Source organism: Methylobacterium sp. J-026, from assembly GCF_022829585.1.
Taxonomy (GTDB): Bacteria; Pseudomonadota; Alphaproteobacteria; order Rhizobiales; family Beijerinckiaceae; genus Methylobacterium.
In genome coordinates this window covers 1-20,069 of the sequence record NZ_JAKSYC010000074.1, presented here as the reverse complement: position 1 = coordinate 20,069, position 20,069 = coordinate 1, and the positions used below count along the sequence as shown (strand labels likewise).

Genomic DNA, 20,069 nt, shown 5'->3' with positions numbered 1-20,069 from the left:
CCCTTTTTGCTCAGCATGAAAGCAAAAGATTTTTATAGCCTCTTGGAGGGGCGGCTCACGCCGCCCCCTTTTTTTCCAACCGACGGTTAAAGTAAGCCATTAAATCACGGTTATAGCAGCTCAGGGCCAGACTAAACCAATAACGTGAGATTCAGTTTTCTAATACGTTGCAGACCGAAACGTCAGTCGAGAGCATCGAAATGAACCAATCCGGCGCATTTCCAGAAAAATCAAACAGCCCAAGTCAGGAAGTGCTCGCTGGACTAGCCAGCTTGGTGCTAGTGGCCCGCTCCCACGGAATTCATCTTTCGACGAAGCAATTAATCCAAGATAATCAAATTCGTTGTGACCAAATTGGCCCAAGCGACTTACTAAAATATGCAAGCCGCGTCGGTCTTAAAGGGAAAACGATAAACCTACGCTGGCGCCAACTAATTAAGCTACGGCGTGCACTTCCTGCCATCGTTTTTCTCAACGATGGCACTCCTATGGTCCTCACCCGGGCCGAGGCCACCGACAAATTAGAACAAGTGACGCTACTCGACCCAGAGGCTCCCGAGGACGCACCTGTGATCCTCGAACGCGCCAGGCTAGCGAATATTTGGTCCGGGAGAACGCTCCTCCTGAAACGCGACCACACGTTCAGAGATGAGGAGCAGCCGTTCGGTATGAGACTCATCGCGTCCTTAATATTTAGGGAACAGCGAATTCTACGCGACATAATAACGGCAGCCGCATTTTTATCTTTACTCGCGCTCGTCCCAATCTTGTTTTTTCGCTTGATGACCGACCGAGTGGTCACGCATCACGCCATGAGCACTTTTACAGTTCTGTGCATCGCATTAGCGCTATGCGTAGTGTTCGAAACAGCTTTCGCAGCCCTAAGAAGAGCGCTGCTTCTGCATTTGACGACTCGAGTAGACGTGAAGCTGACGACACTAATTTACGAACGAGTCCTACGCCAGCCCGTTGATTTGTTTGAAAGCACCCCCGTGGGCCTCATAGCAAGAAATATGAGCGAAGCAACAAAAATCCGCGCGTTTATCAGTAATCAATTACTCGGAACGATGTTGGACAGCTTGTGTTTGCTGATCTTTTTGCCAGTGATGTTCCTATATAGCCCACTTTTAACGTTCATGGTCCTATTTTGTTGCGCTATAATCTTTATCTGGACGATGCTCATGCTGCCAGAGTTCGGAAAAAGAACCAATGCCGTGATCACAGCGGAAGGCGCGCGCGGATCTTTTTTAGTTCAGACTCTACAGGGAATTAGAACAATTAAATCTCTAGCGCTGGAGAATGCCCAGATAGAAAGATATGAAACTCACGTGGCGCACGTCGCAAAGCTACGCGCGAAAGAAGGTAACCTCGCTAACATTATTCAATCAGCAATTATTCCGATAGAGCGCTTTATGATATCCGGAGTGCTCGCTGTAGGAGTGTATTCTGCAGTAACAACCAAGGACCAGGCTGGAATAGCGGGAATATTTGTTTTCCTTCTTTTGTCGCAACGACTCGTAGGGCCGCTGAAACAGATGGCGCAACTTCTGGAGCAGTTCGAAGAAGCGCGATCGTCAGTCGAATTAGTAAGCGCCATGATCAATAATAAGCCAGAAGATACAAGACGTGGCAAAGGAGTTCGCCAGCCGCTATCAGGTCATCTAGCTTTCAATGCAGTGCGCTTTCAATATCGAGGATCTACGACTCCAGCATTGAACGATGTTTCCTTCGAGATTCCGGCAGGAACGACCTTGGGCATTATGGGTCGCAGCGGCTCAGGGAAAACAACAGTAACACGCCTCTTGCAACGGCTGCACGCCGACTACGACGGCCTGATCAAAATCGACGGTGTGGACGTTCGTGAATACGCATTGGATCATCTCAGAGGCAGCTTAGGCGTAGTTCTCCAAGACAACTTCCTTTTCGCAGGTACGATTCGCGACAACATTACGGCAGCGAAAATAGACGCTAGCTTTAGCGAAGTCGTCAGGGCTGCACGTCTCGCAGGAGCGGAGGAGTTTATCGACCGTTTGCCGGCTGGCTACGAAACATACCTGAATGAGGGCTCGACCAATCTGTCTGGTGGACAGAGGCAACGTTTAGCTATCGCCCGAGCGCTCATCACTGATCCACGTATTTTGATCCTCGACGAAGCAACAAGCGCCCTTGATCCCGATAGCGAGGCCATAGTTAACGCAAATTTGCAGCGCATTAGCGAGGGCCGAACGGTGATAGTAATCTCTCATCGACTTTCGTCTTTAGTCTCTGCCGACACGATCCTTGTATTAGAGCGGGGGCGAGTTCACGACCTTGCGCCCCACAGCACACTTCTCGAAAGATGTGACATTTACCGCGATCTTTGGAACCAGCAGCATAGATCGTCAAACGTCCATGCTGAAAAGAAGTTATGGCTAGTCAGCTAGGAACTGATAAATGACCAAAGACCGCACTAGTCAAGAAATTGAACGCTTTCAATCAGAGATTGACGAGATCCGTAAGGCACCGGAGCCACTAGCTCTACGCGTCACAACTTTTTGCGCGGCAGCAGCCGTAGCCATAACTATCGCCTTTGCCGCAGTGGCTCGAGTCGATCGAGTTGTCACAAGCGATCGGGGTAAAATCGTTCCAGCGCAGGGAGCCGTTTTGTTCCAGGCCTTGGACAACTCGCTCATCAAGACGCTCGATGTTCGCGAAGGCGATCACGTTAAAAAAGGGCAGTTACTTGCTACCCTTGATCCTACTTTTGCGGATGCAGATGTCGACCAGCTTGAAAGACAACTATTTAGTCTCGACGCGCAAATTGGTCGAGCTGGCGCTGAGCAGAGGGGCGTAGATTACTCGCCGGGGGCGGCAGATCAAGCGAGCAACGTATACATTAATCTTCAAAAGACGCTTTTTGATCAAAGGAAGGCGCAGTTCAAGGCGCAGACGGCAAGTTTCGACGAGAAAATGGCGCAGACCGAGTCCACAATCAGGCGCCTCGAGGGGGATCAGGCGCGGTATAAGGAACGCGAGAAGATTTCTCAGCAGATCGAAGGGATGAGACAAACATTGGTTGAGAGACAGGCGGGAAGTCTGTTGAATTTGCTGGTCGCAAGCGACTCGCGGATCGAAATGCTTAGAACGATGGAGAACGGCGAGAATAGCCTTACTGAGGCCAAACACCAAATGCAGGCTTTGAAGGCTGATCGAGCTGCGTTTGTCCAACAGTGGCTGTCCGCCAGCAGTCAGGATTTGGTTACTGCCCAAGGCACGAGGGATACCGTAGCAACGCAGATGGCAAAGGCTGCCCGCCACAAAGATTTGGTTCAGCTAGTTGCTCCCGAGGACGGCTTCGTACTTACGCGCGCTAAAATTTCAGCTGGAGCTGTGCTCAAAGCTGGCGAAACTTTACTGAGTGTAGTAGCTGAAAATGCACCGATCGAAGCTGAGTTGAACATCTCGGCAAGAGAAGTCGGCTTCGTAAGAGCAGGCGACTCTGTCGCGTTGAAGGTTGATGCTTTTCCCTTTGTTGAACACGGAATGGCGCTAGGAAAATTGAACTGGGTGAGCGAGGGCGCGTTTTCCTTGGACGATGACGGCAAACCTGTTGACACGTATTATAAGGCTCGCGTGTCCGTCACAAACATGCGCTTCACACGCGTGCCGTCTTCATTTCGCCTGATACCCGGCATGACCCTTAATGCCGACATTCATATCGGTGAGCGGTCCGTGCTAGGCTACCTCGTCGCCGGGGTGACAGGTGGCCTGGACGAAGCGATGCGAGAGCCATGAGGTTAAAGCTGAGGATCAATATTGCGCAACGTATATATGCGAGTTTTCATTTCTACTGCGCGAAAAGACTTACACTTCGAGCCCGCGGAGCGTCGGCTTTTCTTCACCTTGTCGCGGCAGGACGTCACGGTCATTCTGAGGCCGCCTATCAGCTCGGACTGAACTACGCTCAAGGGCTTAATTGTGCGAGATCGGGTGCTGAGGCGCTTCATTGGTACCAGAAAGCGGCAAATGCTGGCCATCGCGAAGCACAATTTGAACTCGGAGTAGCAATGCTATCCGATCACGACGCGGCGTGGTCAGCTGGACCGTCCGCGCGTTGGGCGCAATCATCCGCAGAGCGAGGTAGCAAGGCGGCTCGGTTAATTATCAACAATGGCCTAACCCACGAACGGAACGAGCAAGACGCACTGTCATGGCTTCAGAAAGCCGCAGCTGCCGGAAAGCCGGAAGCGCAAGCAAATCTTGGATGGTTGCTGTTGAGAGGAGTGGGATGTGAGCCAAACCGTGAAAGAGCGCGGTACTGGTTTGAAGCCGCAGTCGGAGAAAACGTCAATCAAGCGGCGCTTGGCTTGGCCGAGTACTATGCGGACCAGCGGTCAGTAGAATTCTCGCCGGTTGAGGCTCGGCGCTGGTTAAAAACAGCGGCAGATCTTGGAAATGCGTCGGCAGCATTTCAAATTGGCACACTCATGCGGGACCAAGCTGGTGAAAAAGGTTACAGCGACGCTAAGCGCTATTTAGAAATGGCGGCTTCGCTTGGCCACCCAGCCGCGGGCTACGAATTAGCTGTACTGCTCCTTGCGTTGAGTACAGACGAACGTGAGTCCGATTTGGCGGTCGAGCACCTTCGATCTGTGGCGAAGTCAGCTCACACGCCCGCAGCTCTATTACTTGGTGAGCTTTACAGCAGGGGCGAAAAGATAAAGCCGGACTTACGAGAGGCAGCTCTATGGTACCGCCAAGCAGCCGATTCCGGGCATGTACAAGCGCAATTCCAGATGGGCTGTTTCTATGCCCGAGGTGAGGGCGTACCTCGGGATTTGATTAATGCTGCGCGCTACTTCGATCTGAGTGCAACGAACGGTCATCTTATTGGGGCCCTCAATGTTGGAATATTTTTCGAAAAAGGTGAAGGTGTTCCGAAGGATTTGGATCGGGCCATCAAATGGCTGAAGGTAGCCGCGGATGGTGGAATTGCCCAAGCGCAAGTTCGACTGGCATCTCTTCTTGCCTCTGGCCAAGTCGGTACGCCCGACTGCGCGTCGGCAATGAGACTGTATGAGCTCGCAGCATCCCAAAATAATGCAGATGGTGAGTTTGAACTCGCCAGAAGATTATTGGCTGACAGTCAAGGCGAGAAAGCGGAGCGCGCCGAGGATCTACTCATCCGCGCGATGGCCAAGGGGCATTTAGGCGCGGCCGAATTCGCTTTAGCTAGTTTGCAACGGCGAGTGGATGAAAACTCAGCAATCCCAGCCGCGCTCGATCTTCTAGACACTGCGGCAGAGTCAGGGAACCAGCGTGCGATGGTAGTCATAGCGAGGGAGCTTCTAAGCGGACGTTTCATACCCGCCGAGCCGGAGCGTGCCGAACGTCTCTTAGGTTCTGCCGCCAGCACCGGAGATCCGACAGCTGCCTTCGAGCTCGGTGTATTCCATTGCAAACGTAATCGAGATACCGAAGACCTATCAAGGGGACTGGCGCTCTATATACAGGCAGCTAAAGCCGGTCACCCAATTGCACAGTTTAACGCCGGGCTGATGCTTTTAAACGGCGTGGGAAGCGAGCGGGACGTATCCCGAGCCACCGAGTTTTTAACCGAGGCGGCAGCACAGGGCGTCTTAAAAGCGAAGGAGCTCGTGGAAAGTCTCTCACCGGATCGACCTTAAATTGATTACGTCTTATGGCTGGCAGCGCAGTACCGTGGGCGTCTTCTGGGGCATGTACTTGAAAGCAGGGGGAAAGCCGGTTGGTTGGCAGCAAGCTAGTTTCTGTGGTAGGGCTCTACCAATTTCATACGTGTTCTTTTTTTGGTTGCTGGCGCGTCAAGATGAACTGCTCGAAGTGTAGAGGTTTTCGTTATGCCTGTTGAAGATATGGAGGGATTTGATGAGAAGCTTTATCTTGACAGTAATCCCGACGTAGCAGCAGCGGTGGCAGCGGAACACTACACGTCAGGCGTATCACACTACTTGGAGAGGGGATTCAAAGAGAATCGGTACAGTATCGGCGGCGAGCTTGCCGCAGTTGCTAATTTCCAAATAGAACGGCTCATGCTTAGCCCTCGTGGGCATGTTTTTTTGAGCGGCTGGTGCAATGATTTCGCGAGTCCGATACTCGAGGTATGGCTCAGCTGGGGGCCCTATCGTGCGAGACTCGATCATAAGGAAGTTTTTCGCTACAGGAGGGACGATGTTGAAGAGGCATTTGAACTATCAGCTCTAAAACAGTCTCACGACTACGGGATGTTTACACTTTTCAGGCTGGAGCGGCCGGAACTTGTGCGTGGCGGCGTTAACATCACCATTGTAACCGATACCGGCGTGACGTCGGAAATCTTTGCTTGCTCAATGACTACCGAAGAAGCTCTCTGTCTTCATTCGTTGACGTTTATCAACTCTCTTCGCTTCAATGGAGACCACCTGTATCACCTGTTCAGAATCTTTGAGGCAGGTTTCGCAGACTCGGTCCGCAAAGTTTACGCAGATAAGAATGTTTCACATCAACATTATACGATAAATGCGTTCAACGAAAAGAAAGTCAGATGTAGTGTGATTACAGTTCTATTCGGGATGCACTCTCCGATTAGGATGATCGGGTCAACTGCTATTTCTGCCGCGGGCGCTGAGTTTGAGTGGATTTTTGCTAACAACTCGCCCGAACTTGCTCACGACGTACTGCAGGCAGCACGGATTGTGTCTGGCCTGTATGATGCCTCCGTGAAAGTTATCAATTTCAATGGTAATGTAGGTTTTGGACTGGCGAATAACGTTGCGGCAAAGCATGCGGTTGGCGAAATTATTTGTATCTATAATCCGGACATCATTCCGGTTGAGAAACTAGCCTTCGACGAAATCTTAAAGTGTGAAGGCGAAAGCCTACAGGGAGCATTGCTTTATTACGCCGATGGTACTATCATGCATAACGGGATGAATTTTTACGTGGACCGTCTCTTCCCGGGGCGGTCGATAGACACAGGGCCACCGTTTTACCCTGCGGTCCGCGTAGAGCACCTAGACAAGGGTGCTCCTGCTCGATTTTCGGATCGCGATAGGAATGGTGATCTGGCCGCGCTCTCAGGAGCCCTAATGGTTTGCAGCAAAGAGGCCTTTATGTCGATCGGCGGCTTTGCTGAGAAGTTTATATTTGGGCACTACGAGGACGCTAACCTCTGTCTCCGCTGGAGGGAGAAATTTGGAGTTGGGTCGGTGCGGGTGAATTATCAGATAAAATTTGTGCATCTTGAGTCGAAAGGTTCTCACGGCGATAAAGAACCATACCGCGGAGCAGCGAAGCTAAATCGGTGGCTTTTTTCCTTGGATCCGTCTGTTCTTGCAAGTGCCATTGAGTAAATTTTACTATCTCGTTGTTCTTTGGGCTAAGTCAATGAAGATTTTGTATGTGAGCTTTCTTCATCCTGCGGTTGCGCCAGGTGGGGCTCAGCAGATCGCCTACGAGATGTTTGAAGCTGCAACGGAGGCCAAATTCGAGGCTTCCTTCCTTGCTGCGATCGATCCGAATAATCCTTTGAAGCTATCGAAGCCGGGCGCTGTAATCACAGGCTTTGAGGGACGGCCGCATGAGTATCTTTTTTTCCCTCAGAATTACAAGCATGATACTTTTCAAATAAATGACGAGCGGACGCTTCACTTTTTATCCGAGTTCCTCCAGGATATTGCTCCTAGTGTGGTTCATATCCATCATTATTTGTTCGCAAGTACGGATCTCATAGTACTTTGCAAAAAGGTTTTACCGAGCGCGAAAATTGTATTGCATCTTCACGAGATGCTTGCGATTTGTATGAAAGATGGGCAGATGCTGACGTCGGATCGTCGGCTATGCTATGCTTCGTCCCCAGTTGCCTGTCATAAATGTTTTCCAGAGAGCGACCCTGACTTTTTCTTTATTAGGAAAGAGATGATTCAGTCCGCTTTCAGGCTTGTTGATCATTTTGTTGCGCCTACTAATTTTTTAATGAATCGTTACATTGACTGGGGAATAGATAAGAACAGGATTACTGCGATACCCAACGGTACCAAGCGGGATGCGGGCTTTCGTCCGCAAGGCCGGTCTGAGCAAGTCAACCGGTTCGGCTTTTTTGGCCAAATTGTCGATAATAAGGGATTGGATGTTATTTTTCATGCGGCTCTTAGTCTTATCAAAGATCCGTCGGTAAGGAGGCCCATCGTCATTGACATCAACGGGTCCAACCTTCGTTTTGCATCCCCGCGTCTAAAGTCTATTTACGAAGAGTACCGAGTCAGAAGGGACGAATTAGCGACTGCTGGCGTAGAAATCAATTTTCTCGGTGAGTACGATAGGGCGGGACTCGCCGCGCGTATGGCGCGAGTGGACTGGGTCTTAGTCCCGTCGGTCTGGTGGGAAACTTGGGCACTAGTTGTTTCTGAAGCTTGGCTCTTCGGCAAAGTCCCGATTGTCAGCAATCTTGGCGCTTTATCAGAGCGAGTTGAGCACTTAAAGAACGGTCTCCACTTTGATGTCGGCAGTTCAGTTGCGTTGGCGCAGACGATTAAGTCATGTGCTTACAACGCTGCTCTTCATGAAAAGCTGGGTTCTGCTGCACCTCAAATAATTGATAATTTCAAGATGCTTGAATTACATCAGCCGATTTACAATTTTTGAGGTCTCACTCTTCCAGGCGTCTTGCAGACGCCCTTCCGTTGCCAAAAATCTACAGCTCAAATGATACGCGCCGTTGCTATGTTTACGGGTGCATTCAATTGATATTCGTTTGCTCCCCTGCCTCGCCTTTCCAACTTTCAATCCTATCGGCCGGACCCATAACGGTAACGCGGATTGCGCGGTGTGCTTCACGGCTGCCGCGGGTGGAGCCTATTAATCACTCATGGCTGACGGACGAGCAGTTCACGAAGATCGCACCGCGTTTGCTGAACGACACGCGGGGCAAGGTGCTCGTAGACGACCGGCGGGTAATTAGTGGTTCATGGGCTCAAATGCGGCGGTCGCTGGACTGACGCGCTGCGCGAGGTATACGGTCAGAAGAAGACAACCTACGACTGCTTCGTGCGCTGGGCGGCCAAGGGCGGCTGGTTCGGGCTGTTCGAGACGCTGGCGCTAGCCGCTGGCCGCCTTTTCAGGCGCTGGTCGACTCCACCGCCGTGAATGCTTTTAGATGCGCCGCAGGGGGCAAAGGGGGAAGCAGATTCAAGCCATCGGCCGCTTGCGGGGCGGTTGTACGATGAAAATCTGCGCCCTCACCGATCGCCTCCTTCTGCCGGCCGCTCGCTTTCCTGCTGACCGGCCGGTAGGCTGCCGTTGCACGGCCCGCGCACTGCTGCTCGAATGCCTGCCAGCCTGCCGGATGGTTCTGGCGGACAAGGGTTTCGACAACGACGCCATCATTAGGCAGCTCGGGGCGGCTGGAGCTGCACCCTATTCGGCCGAAGATCAACCTCCGGTGGAATCCGTGCTTCCCGCCTGTCCTGTATCGCCGGCGAAACGGCATTGAGCGCATGTTCGGCCGCCTTAAGGACTTCCGCCGTATCGCCACCTGTCTGGATGTGAAAAACCTCAGCGTCTTCAACGATGCAGAGAGCTTGGTTGATGAGACGTGAGTGAGTGGTTTGAGGTTGGGTAGGTGGGTGCGGGATCGCCGTCTGTGCGCTGACGCAGCACCATTTCGGGCGAGAGCCCGTTAGGCGACACCGGTTGGATCGGATCCGCCCCAGGGCCGGTCGTCATGGGCGTAGGCCCAGAGCTGACTGGTCTTGGTGCGTCCACGTGGGCAAACAGCTTGCCCGAGCGCTTCGACGTCTCCAGCAACCGCTCGTGCACCGGCCGGAGCAGGAAAGCGGCGCGTCCGACCCAGTCGGCGAGCTTCGAACGGTCGAGGACGACACCCTGGCGGGCGAAGATCTACGCCTGGCGATAGAGCGGCAGGTGGTCGGCGTATTTGGAGACAAGCACTTGCGCGACCAGCGCGTCGGTTGGGAGGCCGCTCTCGATCAGCCGAGGCGGTGCCGGGGCCTGCACGAACGCGTCCTCGTAGGTCCGGCAGGCGTAGCGCGGGCGGCGGATCACCAGAACCCGGAACTGCGCCGGCACCACGTCGAGGCGCTCGGACACGTCCTCGCCGATCTTGTGCATAGCACCCGAGTAGCACGGGCAGGCGGTGCCGTTGATGTCGACGAGGGTCTCGACCCGCGGCTGATGAGCTGGGAGCGCCCCGCGGTTGGTGCGACGTTAGCCGACCAGGACCGCCTTGTTGGCCGGCTCGGCCTCCTCGGCGGCAAAACCCGCGGCCTCGACCTGCTCGGCCTCTTCCAACCCGAGCAGGAGCTGGTCTTCGGGCAGGCTCTCGGCCCGGCGTCCGAAGCGGTGGCGCTGCATCGCTAGGATGATCTGGCGCAGCCGCTCGTTCTCAGCCTGCGCCTCGACGAGCTGCGCCTTAAGCGTGTCAGGATCGTCGGACAGACGTGAAGCAGTCTTAGCCACGAAGCGGATTAAAGCATATCCGCCAGAAGCTTACCATCGTAATTTGGCCCGCACGCTCGACCTTCTTGCTCACCCTGCCAGCCCTGGGGCGATGACCGTGCGAGCCGTGTGAACACGCTTCCAGTCGAGCCCTTCGAACAAGGCCGCGAGCTGCGCCGCCGTGAGGCGTACGAAGCCATCCTCGATCTTCGGCCAGCAGAACTGACCAGCCTCCAGGCGCTTGGTCGCCAGAACCACCTCGCTCCCGTTCCAGAACAGAAGCTTGGCTCTGTCCGCTCGCTTCGATCGGAACACGTAGACCGTGTCAGAGAACGGTCCCGCGCCCATCGCATCTCGCGCTAGAGCAGCCAACCCGTCCAAGCCCATGCGGAAGTCCGCTGGCCGCGTCGCCATCATCACGTGCACCGCACCGGACGGTCCGATCATACTGTGGCCGTCAAAGCCCGGATCACCGCCGTGATCGTCGCTTCCCGCGCGTCCGCACCGATCCGAACGGTCACGCCAGCCAAGTCCAGCTCGATCTCGGCAGCAAGAATGTCCCGATGCAAGACCCGCGGCCGCGACCGTCGTGCCGCCGGATCCGGGATATCATCCTCCACCAGCGCCGGCACGAACGTCAGTGGCAGGGCGGCAGGAAGCAAAGCTGCCGAACGCCGGGCCGCGCGAAGCCACGTGAACAGGTGTTGCGAGCTTATCCCATGCCGGCGTGCGACCACCGAGACCACCGCACCGGAGGCGGTCGCCTCAGCCAGGATGCGGTCACACTCGGCGTCGGACCAGCGCCGACGACTGCCCACGCCCGTGAAAACCTCAAGCCGGCGTACCCGCCGCGGCAACTCGACCCTATCTTCAAGCATAGACACAAAGCGATCCGAACCAGGGACCGTCAGCCTCCACCATCGTCAGTTCATCAAGAAGAGCGGATCCAGACACCGCTTACGATCCACTTACGGCGACAAGTCGACCACGAACTGACGCCGCCGCAGCGCAAGGCCAACCGCGCCCGCTCCAAGGTCCGCTCAGCGGTCAAGACGGTCTTCGCAAGCCAGAAACACCGCTTCGGCCTCTTCGTGCGCACCATCGGTCTGGCCCGAGCCCGGACAAAATTGGACTCGCTAACCTCGCCTACAACCTCAAGCGCTTTCTATGGATCGCAACCCGGCCGGTGGTGGCCTGAGCGACGCTCGAGAGCGGCCCCTGAGCCTACTCACCACCTCCGGCACAGTACCAGAATGCCAGTCCGATCACGCCAGTGCTCCGGGCGGCGTCAAATCAACGGCCAATCTCACCAGTTAACCGGTTCTTCAAGGTGTCTAATTGACTGTCAGACCATCTTCCTCTCACCACACGCAGACATCGGAAGATCAGCGAAGATTTCGCTGACCGAGCTTGGTTCAGGAGGTGATGACAGCCGCGTCGTAAACACGTTCATTGCGCAGAAGCGCCCAAAAGTCCTTGCCATCCTGGCAGCCAGCGCGACCACGGCTGTGTTGGCGCGCGCTCAAGCCAGAAGCGCGCAGCCACTGCCCGAGGCGGGTCTCACTCTGCCAAAGCGTCGGCATCACGGACCGTACACCCTGGAACAGCTTCTCGCTCGGGTACTTGCTGCCGCGGTTGGTGATGCCGACGAGTTTCGGCCGTCCACCAGTCGTGACCTACCGCGGCACAAGGCCAAGCCAATCTGCAAAAGAGGTGTTCCTTCTATGTAGCGAATTGCGAACAAAGCAGTGTACCAGCATTCATTCAAACCATAAATTTTCGCAATATTCTATTCAGCCCAGCAAAGACGTGTTCCAGCAACCGCGCTCGAAATCATCGAAAATAATCTAATCAAACTGTCGAATGAAGATCGTGTTAATGATTGCGACGGTTGTGGTTCAGATTTCTATTCGTCACCGGGGTCAAGAATGCGTATGAAAGGGCGTGCGGTTGGGTCAATTTTCCAACTCCAGAACTTTGCTTCCCCATGGCCGGTGATTCTTATCGGTCCGCGGACACCTTCTCGACCGCGTACGGATAAGTTCACCTGCCTCGAACTCAGCTCTCTCAAATCAAGCTCGACCTTTTGCGCCGCATCTATGCTAACCCCTCCCCCGCCGCCGGCTCCGGCGATAATGACTCCTTGCCAGAAAACGTTATGGGGCGCCGCTACAGGAGATCTGCCGGTTATTCTGAGGGATACATAGCCGGTGTAGGGCGAAATCAGCTCGCAGTCGCTGCACTTTACGTTTCTGATGCGTCCGTCCGTAGTTGGGTCGCCAATGACCATTTCGTCTGCCGCAGTAGAGTGTGGATTACCCTCGGTACCCTCTATCCGGACGTGCGAAAGCGAAATATCGCGAAGGACACCTCCTGAAGCGGATTGATAGTTACGTATGACCATCCCCGTACCATGCGAACCATAGATATTAATGTTTTCTAAGATAACCTCATTGCTGCTGTCTTCTTTCGAACAGTCTTGCTCTGAGCACTCAGAAGTGATCTCAAACACAGGTGCATCTTGCGATCCTGAGTTCCAGATCCTCATCCTCGTAATAAGTGACTCTCGTAAATAGCTTACCGGGCCATATTTCTTTCCGCCCCCGTAAAATACACGTCCGTTTATATCCTGCACATCAATATCTGAAATTGTAACGAAATCTTCGTGGTCATACATCATAATAGCGTTCTGTAACTTAGTTGAGCTCCTATCTCCAATTATAGTCAGATCGGACAGCCTAGCACCATATATCTGCGGATTAGCAATATTGCCGTGCCCGACCCGTCGTTCGTAGCGGCCACCCCATGAATCCGACCAGCTGAATAAATCCCCCGAGTAATGCTGGCCCAACCGTATGACCGATTTCCAATTTCCCTCGCCAACCACAGCGCCGCCCACGCCTGGAGCAAACGAAGGTAACGTGGTGCCGTCGATGACGCACTGGCCTGCCGGAACGCGCAAAACCGCGAGCCTTCCTCGTGCCATCGCACGGTTGTAGTCCTCTATACCCGCCGCAAAAGCGTCCCTATCATTCGTACTACCATCGCAGCGAGCATTATAGTTTTTGAGCTCAATCAGCCCTGGGTATAGCGTTAATTGTGTGGCGACGCTGATTGGGACGAGATGTAGCGCACAGCCGGCAGATGCGGCCGCGAGCTTCCAATAAGCTCTCACCATTTTTGCTGAGACTTTATCAGGCACTTCATCATCCACGTACCGTCTCGCGGAATAACCCGGAACAAACTGAGCATGTTGTGGCCTCAGACCTAGGTGCCGCTAGGCGATTGTCGATCCGTTTGAGCACTATAGGAAAAGCCAAATGGTCAACACTTTGTCGTTAGCCTCCAACACGCTTAATGCGGTGGGAAGCGTGGAGACTAAGGTCAAGTTCATATAAGAGCTGTAAGGAAGTTGCTACTAAAACCCGAGAAATCACCCCGAACGCAGAATGCATGTCCGAACAACCCAGATTCTCTGAGGACCGAGATGCCCCAACCGAAATCCTCCGGGACTCCATCATATTGCTCATCGACACGCGATCTCAGACATAGATAATCAGTGTGCGAGATATTATCCATTATCATTTCGATGATCTCCATCTGATCATATGAAATGTGATCACGGAACGAAGTTGAAATTAAAAAACAGTAACGGCGCTCCGGACACATCTTGAAGTGATTATCGACGGCGTCTTTTGCAGCTCGCGATAAGGACGCCAATACATATGGATTAATTTCTTCGTACGGGCGGCCTGTTGCTCCAAGATCATCGATAAAAACCACCGCAGGTGGAAGATTTCGGCAAACCTCAAAATCGATAAAACGGCCTGTTGATAACAGCGGCGGCTCGTTAGGCAGCTGAGCAAGGAGGTGTGCTCTATCTACCCCTACCGGACGGAGTTCTGCGGCAATGCTCCACCTCAAGGCCTCTCTACGAGACAAATCTGGATTTATCAATAACGGCTTGGTCTGGGGATTTAAGCTGTTAGTATACCAGTCGTGGAATTTGAATGTCCAGTTTTCATCAGCTGCTTGCTCCGTATCGGCGATCCAAAGAGTTGGCTTATTCAGAGCCTCGCCGAGGATAAGGCCATGCAGGCTCTGAGACACAATTACTTCGCTGTCTACGATTTTTTGTATGAAGCTGCGCATATTCTCACTTGGATCAGCTACACATGTTTCGCCGTCCGGGCGTTCTGTTGTAAAGATTTTGGCGTGCCGGTACGAATGGTGTGGTACAATAGCAACTCTGCAATTTTGCGAACTTTTATTTACTCCGAAAGCACGCAACGCTTCGTCAACAAGTACACCCGGGTCTCCTAGGGCAACGTCGTTTAGCGAGATGCCTCGTCGTGTGAGTAAGTCTGCAGTAAGCTTGCCCCTCACGGCCCTGATCTGTACCCTGTTGACATCCGGAATTCGAGTTGCTGGATTGAGTATACCAGAGCCCCATATTAAACTCTCAGTCGTTGCATATGAAAATATGCTGCCGGGTCCAAGTATATGCGGGCGATCTCTTGTAACACGCACGCCGTCGCGATTAGCTAAGTATCTTAGTAGAACCGGAAAAATCTCGTCTCCGAAATTTCTAATTCTGTCCCAGCTCCAATAAGCAATCCGGTCCGCTTCTAGAGGAGGTGCCGCTCCCCGAGTCCTAAATCTTGAACTCTCTAAACGTTTAGGTTGAATACGGCTGATTTTCACCGCAGCATTTGAAAGGACCCGGAGACACTGCACAGTCTCGTCCGCTTCCCAGTCGGATCCGATGTTTTTGACAATTGTGTTTATCGTCGCAGGCAGTAGCTCGGGCTTGAGAAGCTGAGATCTTGCTAATGCACCATTTAGGTAATGGCGTCCCCACCTAACAGGGTGGTAGATCTTTCCATCACAGGCTTGGTTTATAAGATCTGATGGATGATGGAGTAAATCGTTTGTCGAGAAACTGTACTCGTCATACGAGTCTGAAACGACGTCATTGAAGTCTGAGATTGTGAGCCCGGCGAGATAAGTAGCTGTAGTTGTAAGTACTTCGTCGTTCGGCCAAGATGGGATGCCCTCCTCTTCGCACCATTTAAAGTCCCCAAGGCTGTACCGCTCGGTCAATTGGTGCCGACACCGTCGCATCGCGTCCAATGCAGGAGCAGAAACCCGGACCAGGCTGAACGCGCAGCGGAGTAGGATGGGAAACGTCCGTGAAACACAGCGGCTCCAGACGTAATTTTCGTCTACTCGCCGGATCTCCGGCGCAAGAAGATCCGCCATCGACACCTGATCAAACTTTTCCAGAATTTCCGCTATGTTGGGAGCATGAACGACTACATCGTACTCAAAAAGCCAAAAATATTTAACTTGCGGAAATTTTTCTCTGGCGATGTATAGTCCGTAGTCGCCGCATTGCCACAGCACGTCACTCATTCCGTCTGTTTTTAGGCCCAGTGCATTGACGTTGTCCCAAGTAACGGAAATTACCGGCCAATCACCGGTTGGAAATTCCCAGGACCTGTGATCAGCTAATATAGCAACCTCATACTTGCCGCCGCCACTCAGATTCTGAGCGAGACTTAAAACCTTTTCGTCGAAGAAATGGGTTCTTATGAGTATCATTACATTTTTGTTAGAGATCACGGGCAGCGCCATACGTAAGCCTCCTATCTACAGCCTTGCTTTACCGGCGATGTCTTGGTATATCCTTCTGCTTTCTCTTGAGGGGTGGCTAAATAGAGGCTCGCCGGTTATATAAGCGTCCAACGGATCTCTAGATTTTATAATCGCGTGAATCTGATTAATTTCAGCCGTAACATTTCCGATTGCGTCGTCTTTACACACGTTCACACAATATGCTGCCATTCTTACATCGACGTGCCCGAAGTACAAATCTTCCGCAAATCTCTCAATTAATTTAGCAGCACCTTTTGGGGATAAAAAGTAAGCGTCCGCACCCACTGAATGGCCATGTGTGTCGACTGCTTTCAAAGCTCCGATAAAATTATTGTTTACAGCAAGGGACTTGTCGCCGGTGTTCGTTGCCATACGGTCGTTACAAAATATCAGATCGAAGTTTAACTCTCGAAGCCAGGACGTATTTTGCAGGGCTATATTTTTCGCATCGTCCTCCAGTACTAAGGCATACGGCGCGTTCGATTTTGCAATCTGTTCCCAGACTCGTATGTGGCTAAGCATACAGCCCAGCGCTCCTTTGTTGAATTTAGAATGCGGATCTCGCGTAAGTTTCATACATACACAATCTGGCAGTGCACTGCCTGGCAGCGCCGGCAGTCGATAAATTTCGTAAGTGGTGTTGCTTAATTGGGATGCAGTTGCTGCGAAGCTGGCCCCGTCTTCTGGAAGGCTAATAATGAACGCGGGTGTTTTTTCCATACTCTTGCTCCTTTCGCTGATCTGATTCGCAAAAATCCGTCTGCTTTGTGGTGGTGATTTTCCGGCGCTCGTTGGGCGGCTTAAACTATCATATTTACGCGGGAGCGGAAATCTCGGTCTGCGGCAAAATGGTTTCGAGCTCATCCTTTGTGACTACGGTCTAATTCCTGCGTCATACCACATGGTTCAGGTGGGTGGACTACCGGATTGTAGAAAGCGCATTGTGGTTGGTTCATCACTGCTATTGAAGCCTATTTTGGGTCAATGGCGTTCGTCTTCTACTTGTGCATTATTCCCCTTGGCCTCCAGCAGCTCAGCGTTGAGCCCCCCCCGCTAATGAGATGGGTAGCTGGTCCTCTTCCGAATGGGGCCACGTATGCAACGCTTTTGAGCGAGCGGGAAGGTGCCTGATGGTGACAACGAAACGAGGTTTTTCTCTGGAGTTCAATCGGGCGGCCGTAGCGCCGTTAGAACGCGGTCGTTGCGGCTGGGTCTCCGCGTGTTGAAGCGGGACCTCAGTGTTGGCCTACCATATGAAGAACTCGCAGGCTTACGGGTTGGTCAGCCTGGACGCGCCCGTCAAAGCCATGAAGATCGTCGAGAAGCGCGAGCAACCTGAATCCACCTTGGCGGTGACGGGGCCGTACTTTTACGAAAATCAAACGCTCGACATCGTCGCGCAGGTGCTGCCCTCGCCCTGCGGGAAGCTTGAGATCCCCAGCGTCAACGAGGCCTGTCTGGAACGGGGTCAGCTCTACTTGGAGAAGATGAGCCGCGGCTACGCCTAGCTCGACACCGGCACCCATGACACCCTTCTGGAAGCCTCGAAGTTCGTGCGCACTGTCCAGCACCGGCAAGGGCTTCAGGTAGCCAGCTTGGAGGAGATCGCCTACCTGCAGGGCTTCATCACCCGCGATCAACTCGTCGCCTGCGGACAGCTATCCCTCAAGATCGTCTGCGGCAAAAACCTGCTGCGCCTCGTTGAGGAGCCGGGGGGGAGGGGCGAGACGCCCCTGATTCTTTGAGCGGGACAGCTACTTCGATCGGCAGGTCCGCTGGACAGCCATGATCTTACCTCCGGCCCCGATGCGCCTGCCGCTGCGGCGTGACGCAGACTCATTTTTTTCGTAGAGCTCGAGGGTCTTTCATGGGACGGGGCGCAGGCGGTTATCTACAGGACGATTTACTTGACGATGTTGTGAACCAATAGATCCTGCGGCCTCTTAGATGGCCCTTCCTGGCCGCAGCAACATTTATTGATGCGCACCCCCCAAGTTTCTGTGCGAAAGGTACTCGAACTTGTCGCGCATTCGTTCATACGTTCAGTCTATTCGTTCCGCGATTATTCGATTGTATGGAACCGTAACAATCAACACGTGTCGCTGTAACCATTTGATGTTTTCGATACGCTCTATGCTAGCTCTGAGAAAATGTTATGTAATCCCTGGCTGAATGATCTAACCACTTTAACTGTTCAATCAGGCTAGAATACTCTATCGAATTCAGGGGACTGGCAGTCATGTTGATCATTTTTCATCCTATCTTAGGCTCGATGATCACTTTGGCCGTCTCATCGAGAATGATTCGGATTGCTAACGGGATGTCCTCTATGAATTTGATATTCGGGAGCTCGACACCAAAGCGTTTCGTCATCCATCTTCGCAGCTGATTAAATGTTCGGTCCCGGCATGTGGTATGACGGATCGAGCCTGAAGCGTTCGAGCCCTTTAGTCTAGGTCTGGCGAATGAACTCGTAGGGCGTGAGGCGGCGTAGGGTCGTGAGCCGGCGGCCGTAGTTATAGGCATCCACGAACAGCTGCAGGTTCAGCCGGAGCTCGTCGTGGCTGGTGTAATGTTAGCGCTTGACCGTCGCGTCCTTGATTCTGCGGTTCATCCGTTCGATTTGACCGTTCGTCCACGGGCGGCGCGGCTTGGTCAGACGATGCTTGATCTTCGTCTTGGCCTGCCCCCGTTTGGTGGCCCATGTTCGAAGTTAGTGCATCGTCGGTCGCGTGACGATGGCAGGGCGAGCGGACGGCACTGATCCGCTCGATGCGGTTGGCCAGATGACGACCTCTGGCGCAGGCGGCTGGTAGCCGAGCGACGAGTGCGGCCGGATGCCGTTGTAGTGCTTCCGCCATTGCTCGATCACGATGCTGGCCTCCTTGAGGGTGTAGAACACCTCGCCGTTGAGGAGTTCATCCCGCAGCTTCGCGTTGAAGCTCTCGCAATAGCCGTTCTACCACGGACTGCCCGGCTCCATGTAGGCGGTCGTCGATCCCACCGCCGCGATCCAGTCCTGAACGGCCTTGGCGATGAACTCCGGCCCGTTGTCCGAGCGGATGTGCCTTGGCACTCCGCGCAGACTGAACAGGTCAGAAAGTACGTCGATCACGTCCAGTGCCTTGAGCTTGCGAGATACGCGGATGGCCAGGCACTCGCGGGTGAACTCATCGATGACGTTCAGCATCCGGTACTTGCGTCCGTTGTGCGTGCGGTGCTCGACGAAGTCGTAGGACCAGACGTGGTTGGGCCGCTCCGGCCGCAGTCGCAGGCACGAGCCGTCGTTGAGCCAAAGGCGTGCCCGTTTTGGCTGGCGAGCCGGGACCTTGAGCCCTTCGCGCCGCCAGATCCGTTCGACGCGCTTCACGTTCACCGTCCAGCCGTCACGTCGGAGCAGGGCCGAGATCCGACGGTAGCCGTAGCGTCCATACTGCAGCGCCAGGGCGACGATGGCGCCCGTCAAAGCAGCTTCGTCCTCGGCCAGGACGGCGACCTTGCGCTGGGTCGAACGATGTTGGCTCAGGACACGGCAAGCGAAGCGTTCGGACACACCGTGCTCGGCAACGACGTAGTCGACACATGCCCGGCGGCGAGCCGGGCTCAGAAGTTTCCCGAGGCGGCCTCCTTCAGAATCAGCTTCTCCAAGGTCAGGTCGGAGATTGCTCGACGGAGTCGCTGGTTCTCGGTCTCCAGAGATTTCAGCCGCTTGACCTGGGCACCCTTCAAGCCGCCGTACTCGGACCGCCAGCGATAATACGTGACTTCTGTCACCTCGATGGAGCGGATTGCTTCGGCAACCTTACGGCCCTGCGAGACCAAGACATCAACCTGGCGCAGCTTGGCGACAATCTTTTCAGCCGTATGCTTCTTCCGTCCCATGATAACATCCTCCACATGGCTCGAAGCCATACCTCAGGGAGGACCACTTTCCAGGGGGCAGGCCAGTCTGCTCGCAC

10 protein-coding genes and 6 pseudogenes are annotated in these 20,069 nt (G+C 53.7%); 7 read left to right on the top strand and 9 right to left on the bottom strand.

The features are described from left to right. Positions 1-200: 200 nt before the first annotated feature. From MKK69_RS07900 to MKK69_RS07875, 6 genes and pseudogenes are all read left to right on the top strand, one after another. Entirely contained in the window at positions 201-2,423 is a 2,223-nt protein-coding gene (locus MKK69_RS07900; RefSeq protein ID WP_243967227.1) for a peptidase domain-containing ABC transporter, read from the top strand. Positions 2,424-2,433: 10 nt separating this feature from the next. Further along, positions 2,434-3,774 carry an HlyD family type I secretion periplasmic adaptor subunit gene (locus MKK69_RS07895; RefSeq protein WP_243967226.1) on the top strand — a complete coding sequence of 447 codons (1,341 nt, stop codon included), beginning with the start codon at positions 2,434-2,436 and terminating at the stop codon, positions 3,772-3,774. Continuing rightward, positions 3,771-5,666, top strand: a complete 1,896-nt coding sequence (locus tag MKK69_RS07890; protein ID WP_243967225.1) for a tetratricopeptide repeat protein — start codon at positions 3,771-3,773, stop codon at positions 5,664-5,666. Before MKK69_RS07895 ends, MKK69_RS07890 begins: the two co-directional genes overlap by 4 nt. A 192-nt stretch (positions 5,667-5,858) precedes the next feature. Next, positions 5,859-7,349, top strand: coding sequence for a galactosyltransferase-related protein (locus MKK69_RS07885; RefSeq protein ID WP_243967224.1), 1,491 nt, complete (start codon positions 5,859-5,861; stop codon positions 7,347-7,349). A 34-nt stretch (positions 7,350-7,383) separates the two neighbouring features. Continuing rightward, the gene (locus MKK69_RS07880) at positions 7,384-8,640 is read left to right on the top strand and encodes a glycosyltransferase (protein ID WP_243967222.1); all 1,257 of its coding nucleotides are present in this window, start codon (positions 7,384-7,386) and stop codon (positions 8,638-8,640) included. Between the two features lie 212 nt (positions 8,641-8,852). Next, positions 8,853-9,593, top strand: a pseudogene (locus MKK69_RS07875) (IS5 family transposase). Between the two features lie 83 nt (positions 9,594-9,676). Here the strand turns inward: MKK69_RS07875 and MKK69_RS07870 are convergent. The 7 genes and pseudogenes from MKK69_RS07870 to MKK69_RS07835 form a co-directional block, all read right to left on the bottom strand. Beyond that, positions 9,677-10,473, bottom strand: a pseudogene (locus tag MKK69_RS07870) (transposase); the annotation flags it as partial. Positions 10,474-10,542: 69 nt separating this feature from the next. Further along, positions 10,543-10,899, bottom strand: coding sequence for an IS66 family insertion sequence element accessory protein TnpB (gene tnpB, locus MKK69_RS07865; protein WP_243967221.1), 357 nt, complete (start codon positions 10,897-10,899; stop codon positions 10,543-10,545). Then, complete coding sequence (tnpA, locus tag MKK69_RS07860) at positions 10,896-11,330, bottom strand: IS66-like element accessory protein TnpA (RefSeq protein WP_243967220.1); 435 nt, start codon at positions 11,328-11,330, stop codon at positions 10,896-10,898. The genes tnpB and tnpA overlap by 4 nt, the downstream gene beginning before the upstream one ends. A gap of 537 nt (positions 11,331-11,867) precedes the next feature. Further along, positions 11,868-12,173: pseudogene (locus MKK69_RS07850) on the bottom strand (transposase); the annotation flags it as partial. A gap of 185 nt (positions 12,174-12,358) precedes the next feature. Continuing rightward, positions 12,359-13,666 carry a hypothetical protein gene (locus MKK69_RS07845; RefSeq protein WP_243967219.1) on the bottom strand — a complete coding sequence of 436 codons (1,308 nt, stop codon included), beginning with the start codon at positions 13,664-13,666 and terminating at the stop codon, positions 12,359-12,361. A gap of 176 nt (positions 13,667-13,842) precedes the next feature. Beyond that, the gene (locus tag MKK69_RS07840) at positions 13,843-16,089 is read right to left on the bottom strand and encodes a polysaccharide pyruvyl transferase family protein (RefSeq protein WP_243967218.1); all 2,247 of its coding nucleotides are present in this window, start codon (positions 16,087-16,089) and stop codon (positions 13,843-13,845) included. A 15-nt stretch (positions 16,090-16,104) separates the two neighbouring features. After that, the gene (locus MKK69_RS07835) at positions 16,105-16,830 is read right to left on the bottom strand and encodes a glycosyltransferase family 25 protein (protein ID WP_243967217.1); all 726 of its coding nucleotides are present in this window, start codon (positions 16,828-16,830) and stop codon (positions 16,105-16,107) included. Between the two features lie 506 nt (positions 16,831-17,336). Between MKK69_RS07835 and MKK69_RS07830 the strand changes: the two are divergent. Next, a pseudogene (locus MKK69_RS07830) lies at positions 17,337-17,855 on the top strand (sugar phosphate nucleotidyltransferase); the annotation flags it as partial. A 644-nt stretch (positions 17,856-18,499) separates the two neighbouring features. Here the strand turns inward: MKK69_RS07830 and MKK69_RS07825 are convergent. Further along, positions 18,500-18,790 (bottom strand): annotated as a pseudogene (locus MKK69_RS07825) (integrase core domain-containing protein); the annotation flags it as partial. A gap of 33 nt (positions 18,791-18,823) precedes the next feature. Beyond that, positions 18,824-19,992, bottom strand: a pseudogene (locus MKK69_RS07820) (IS3 family transposase). Positions 19,993-20,069: the final 77 nt, after the last annotated feature.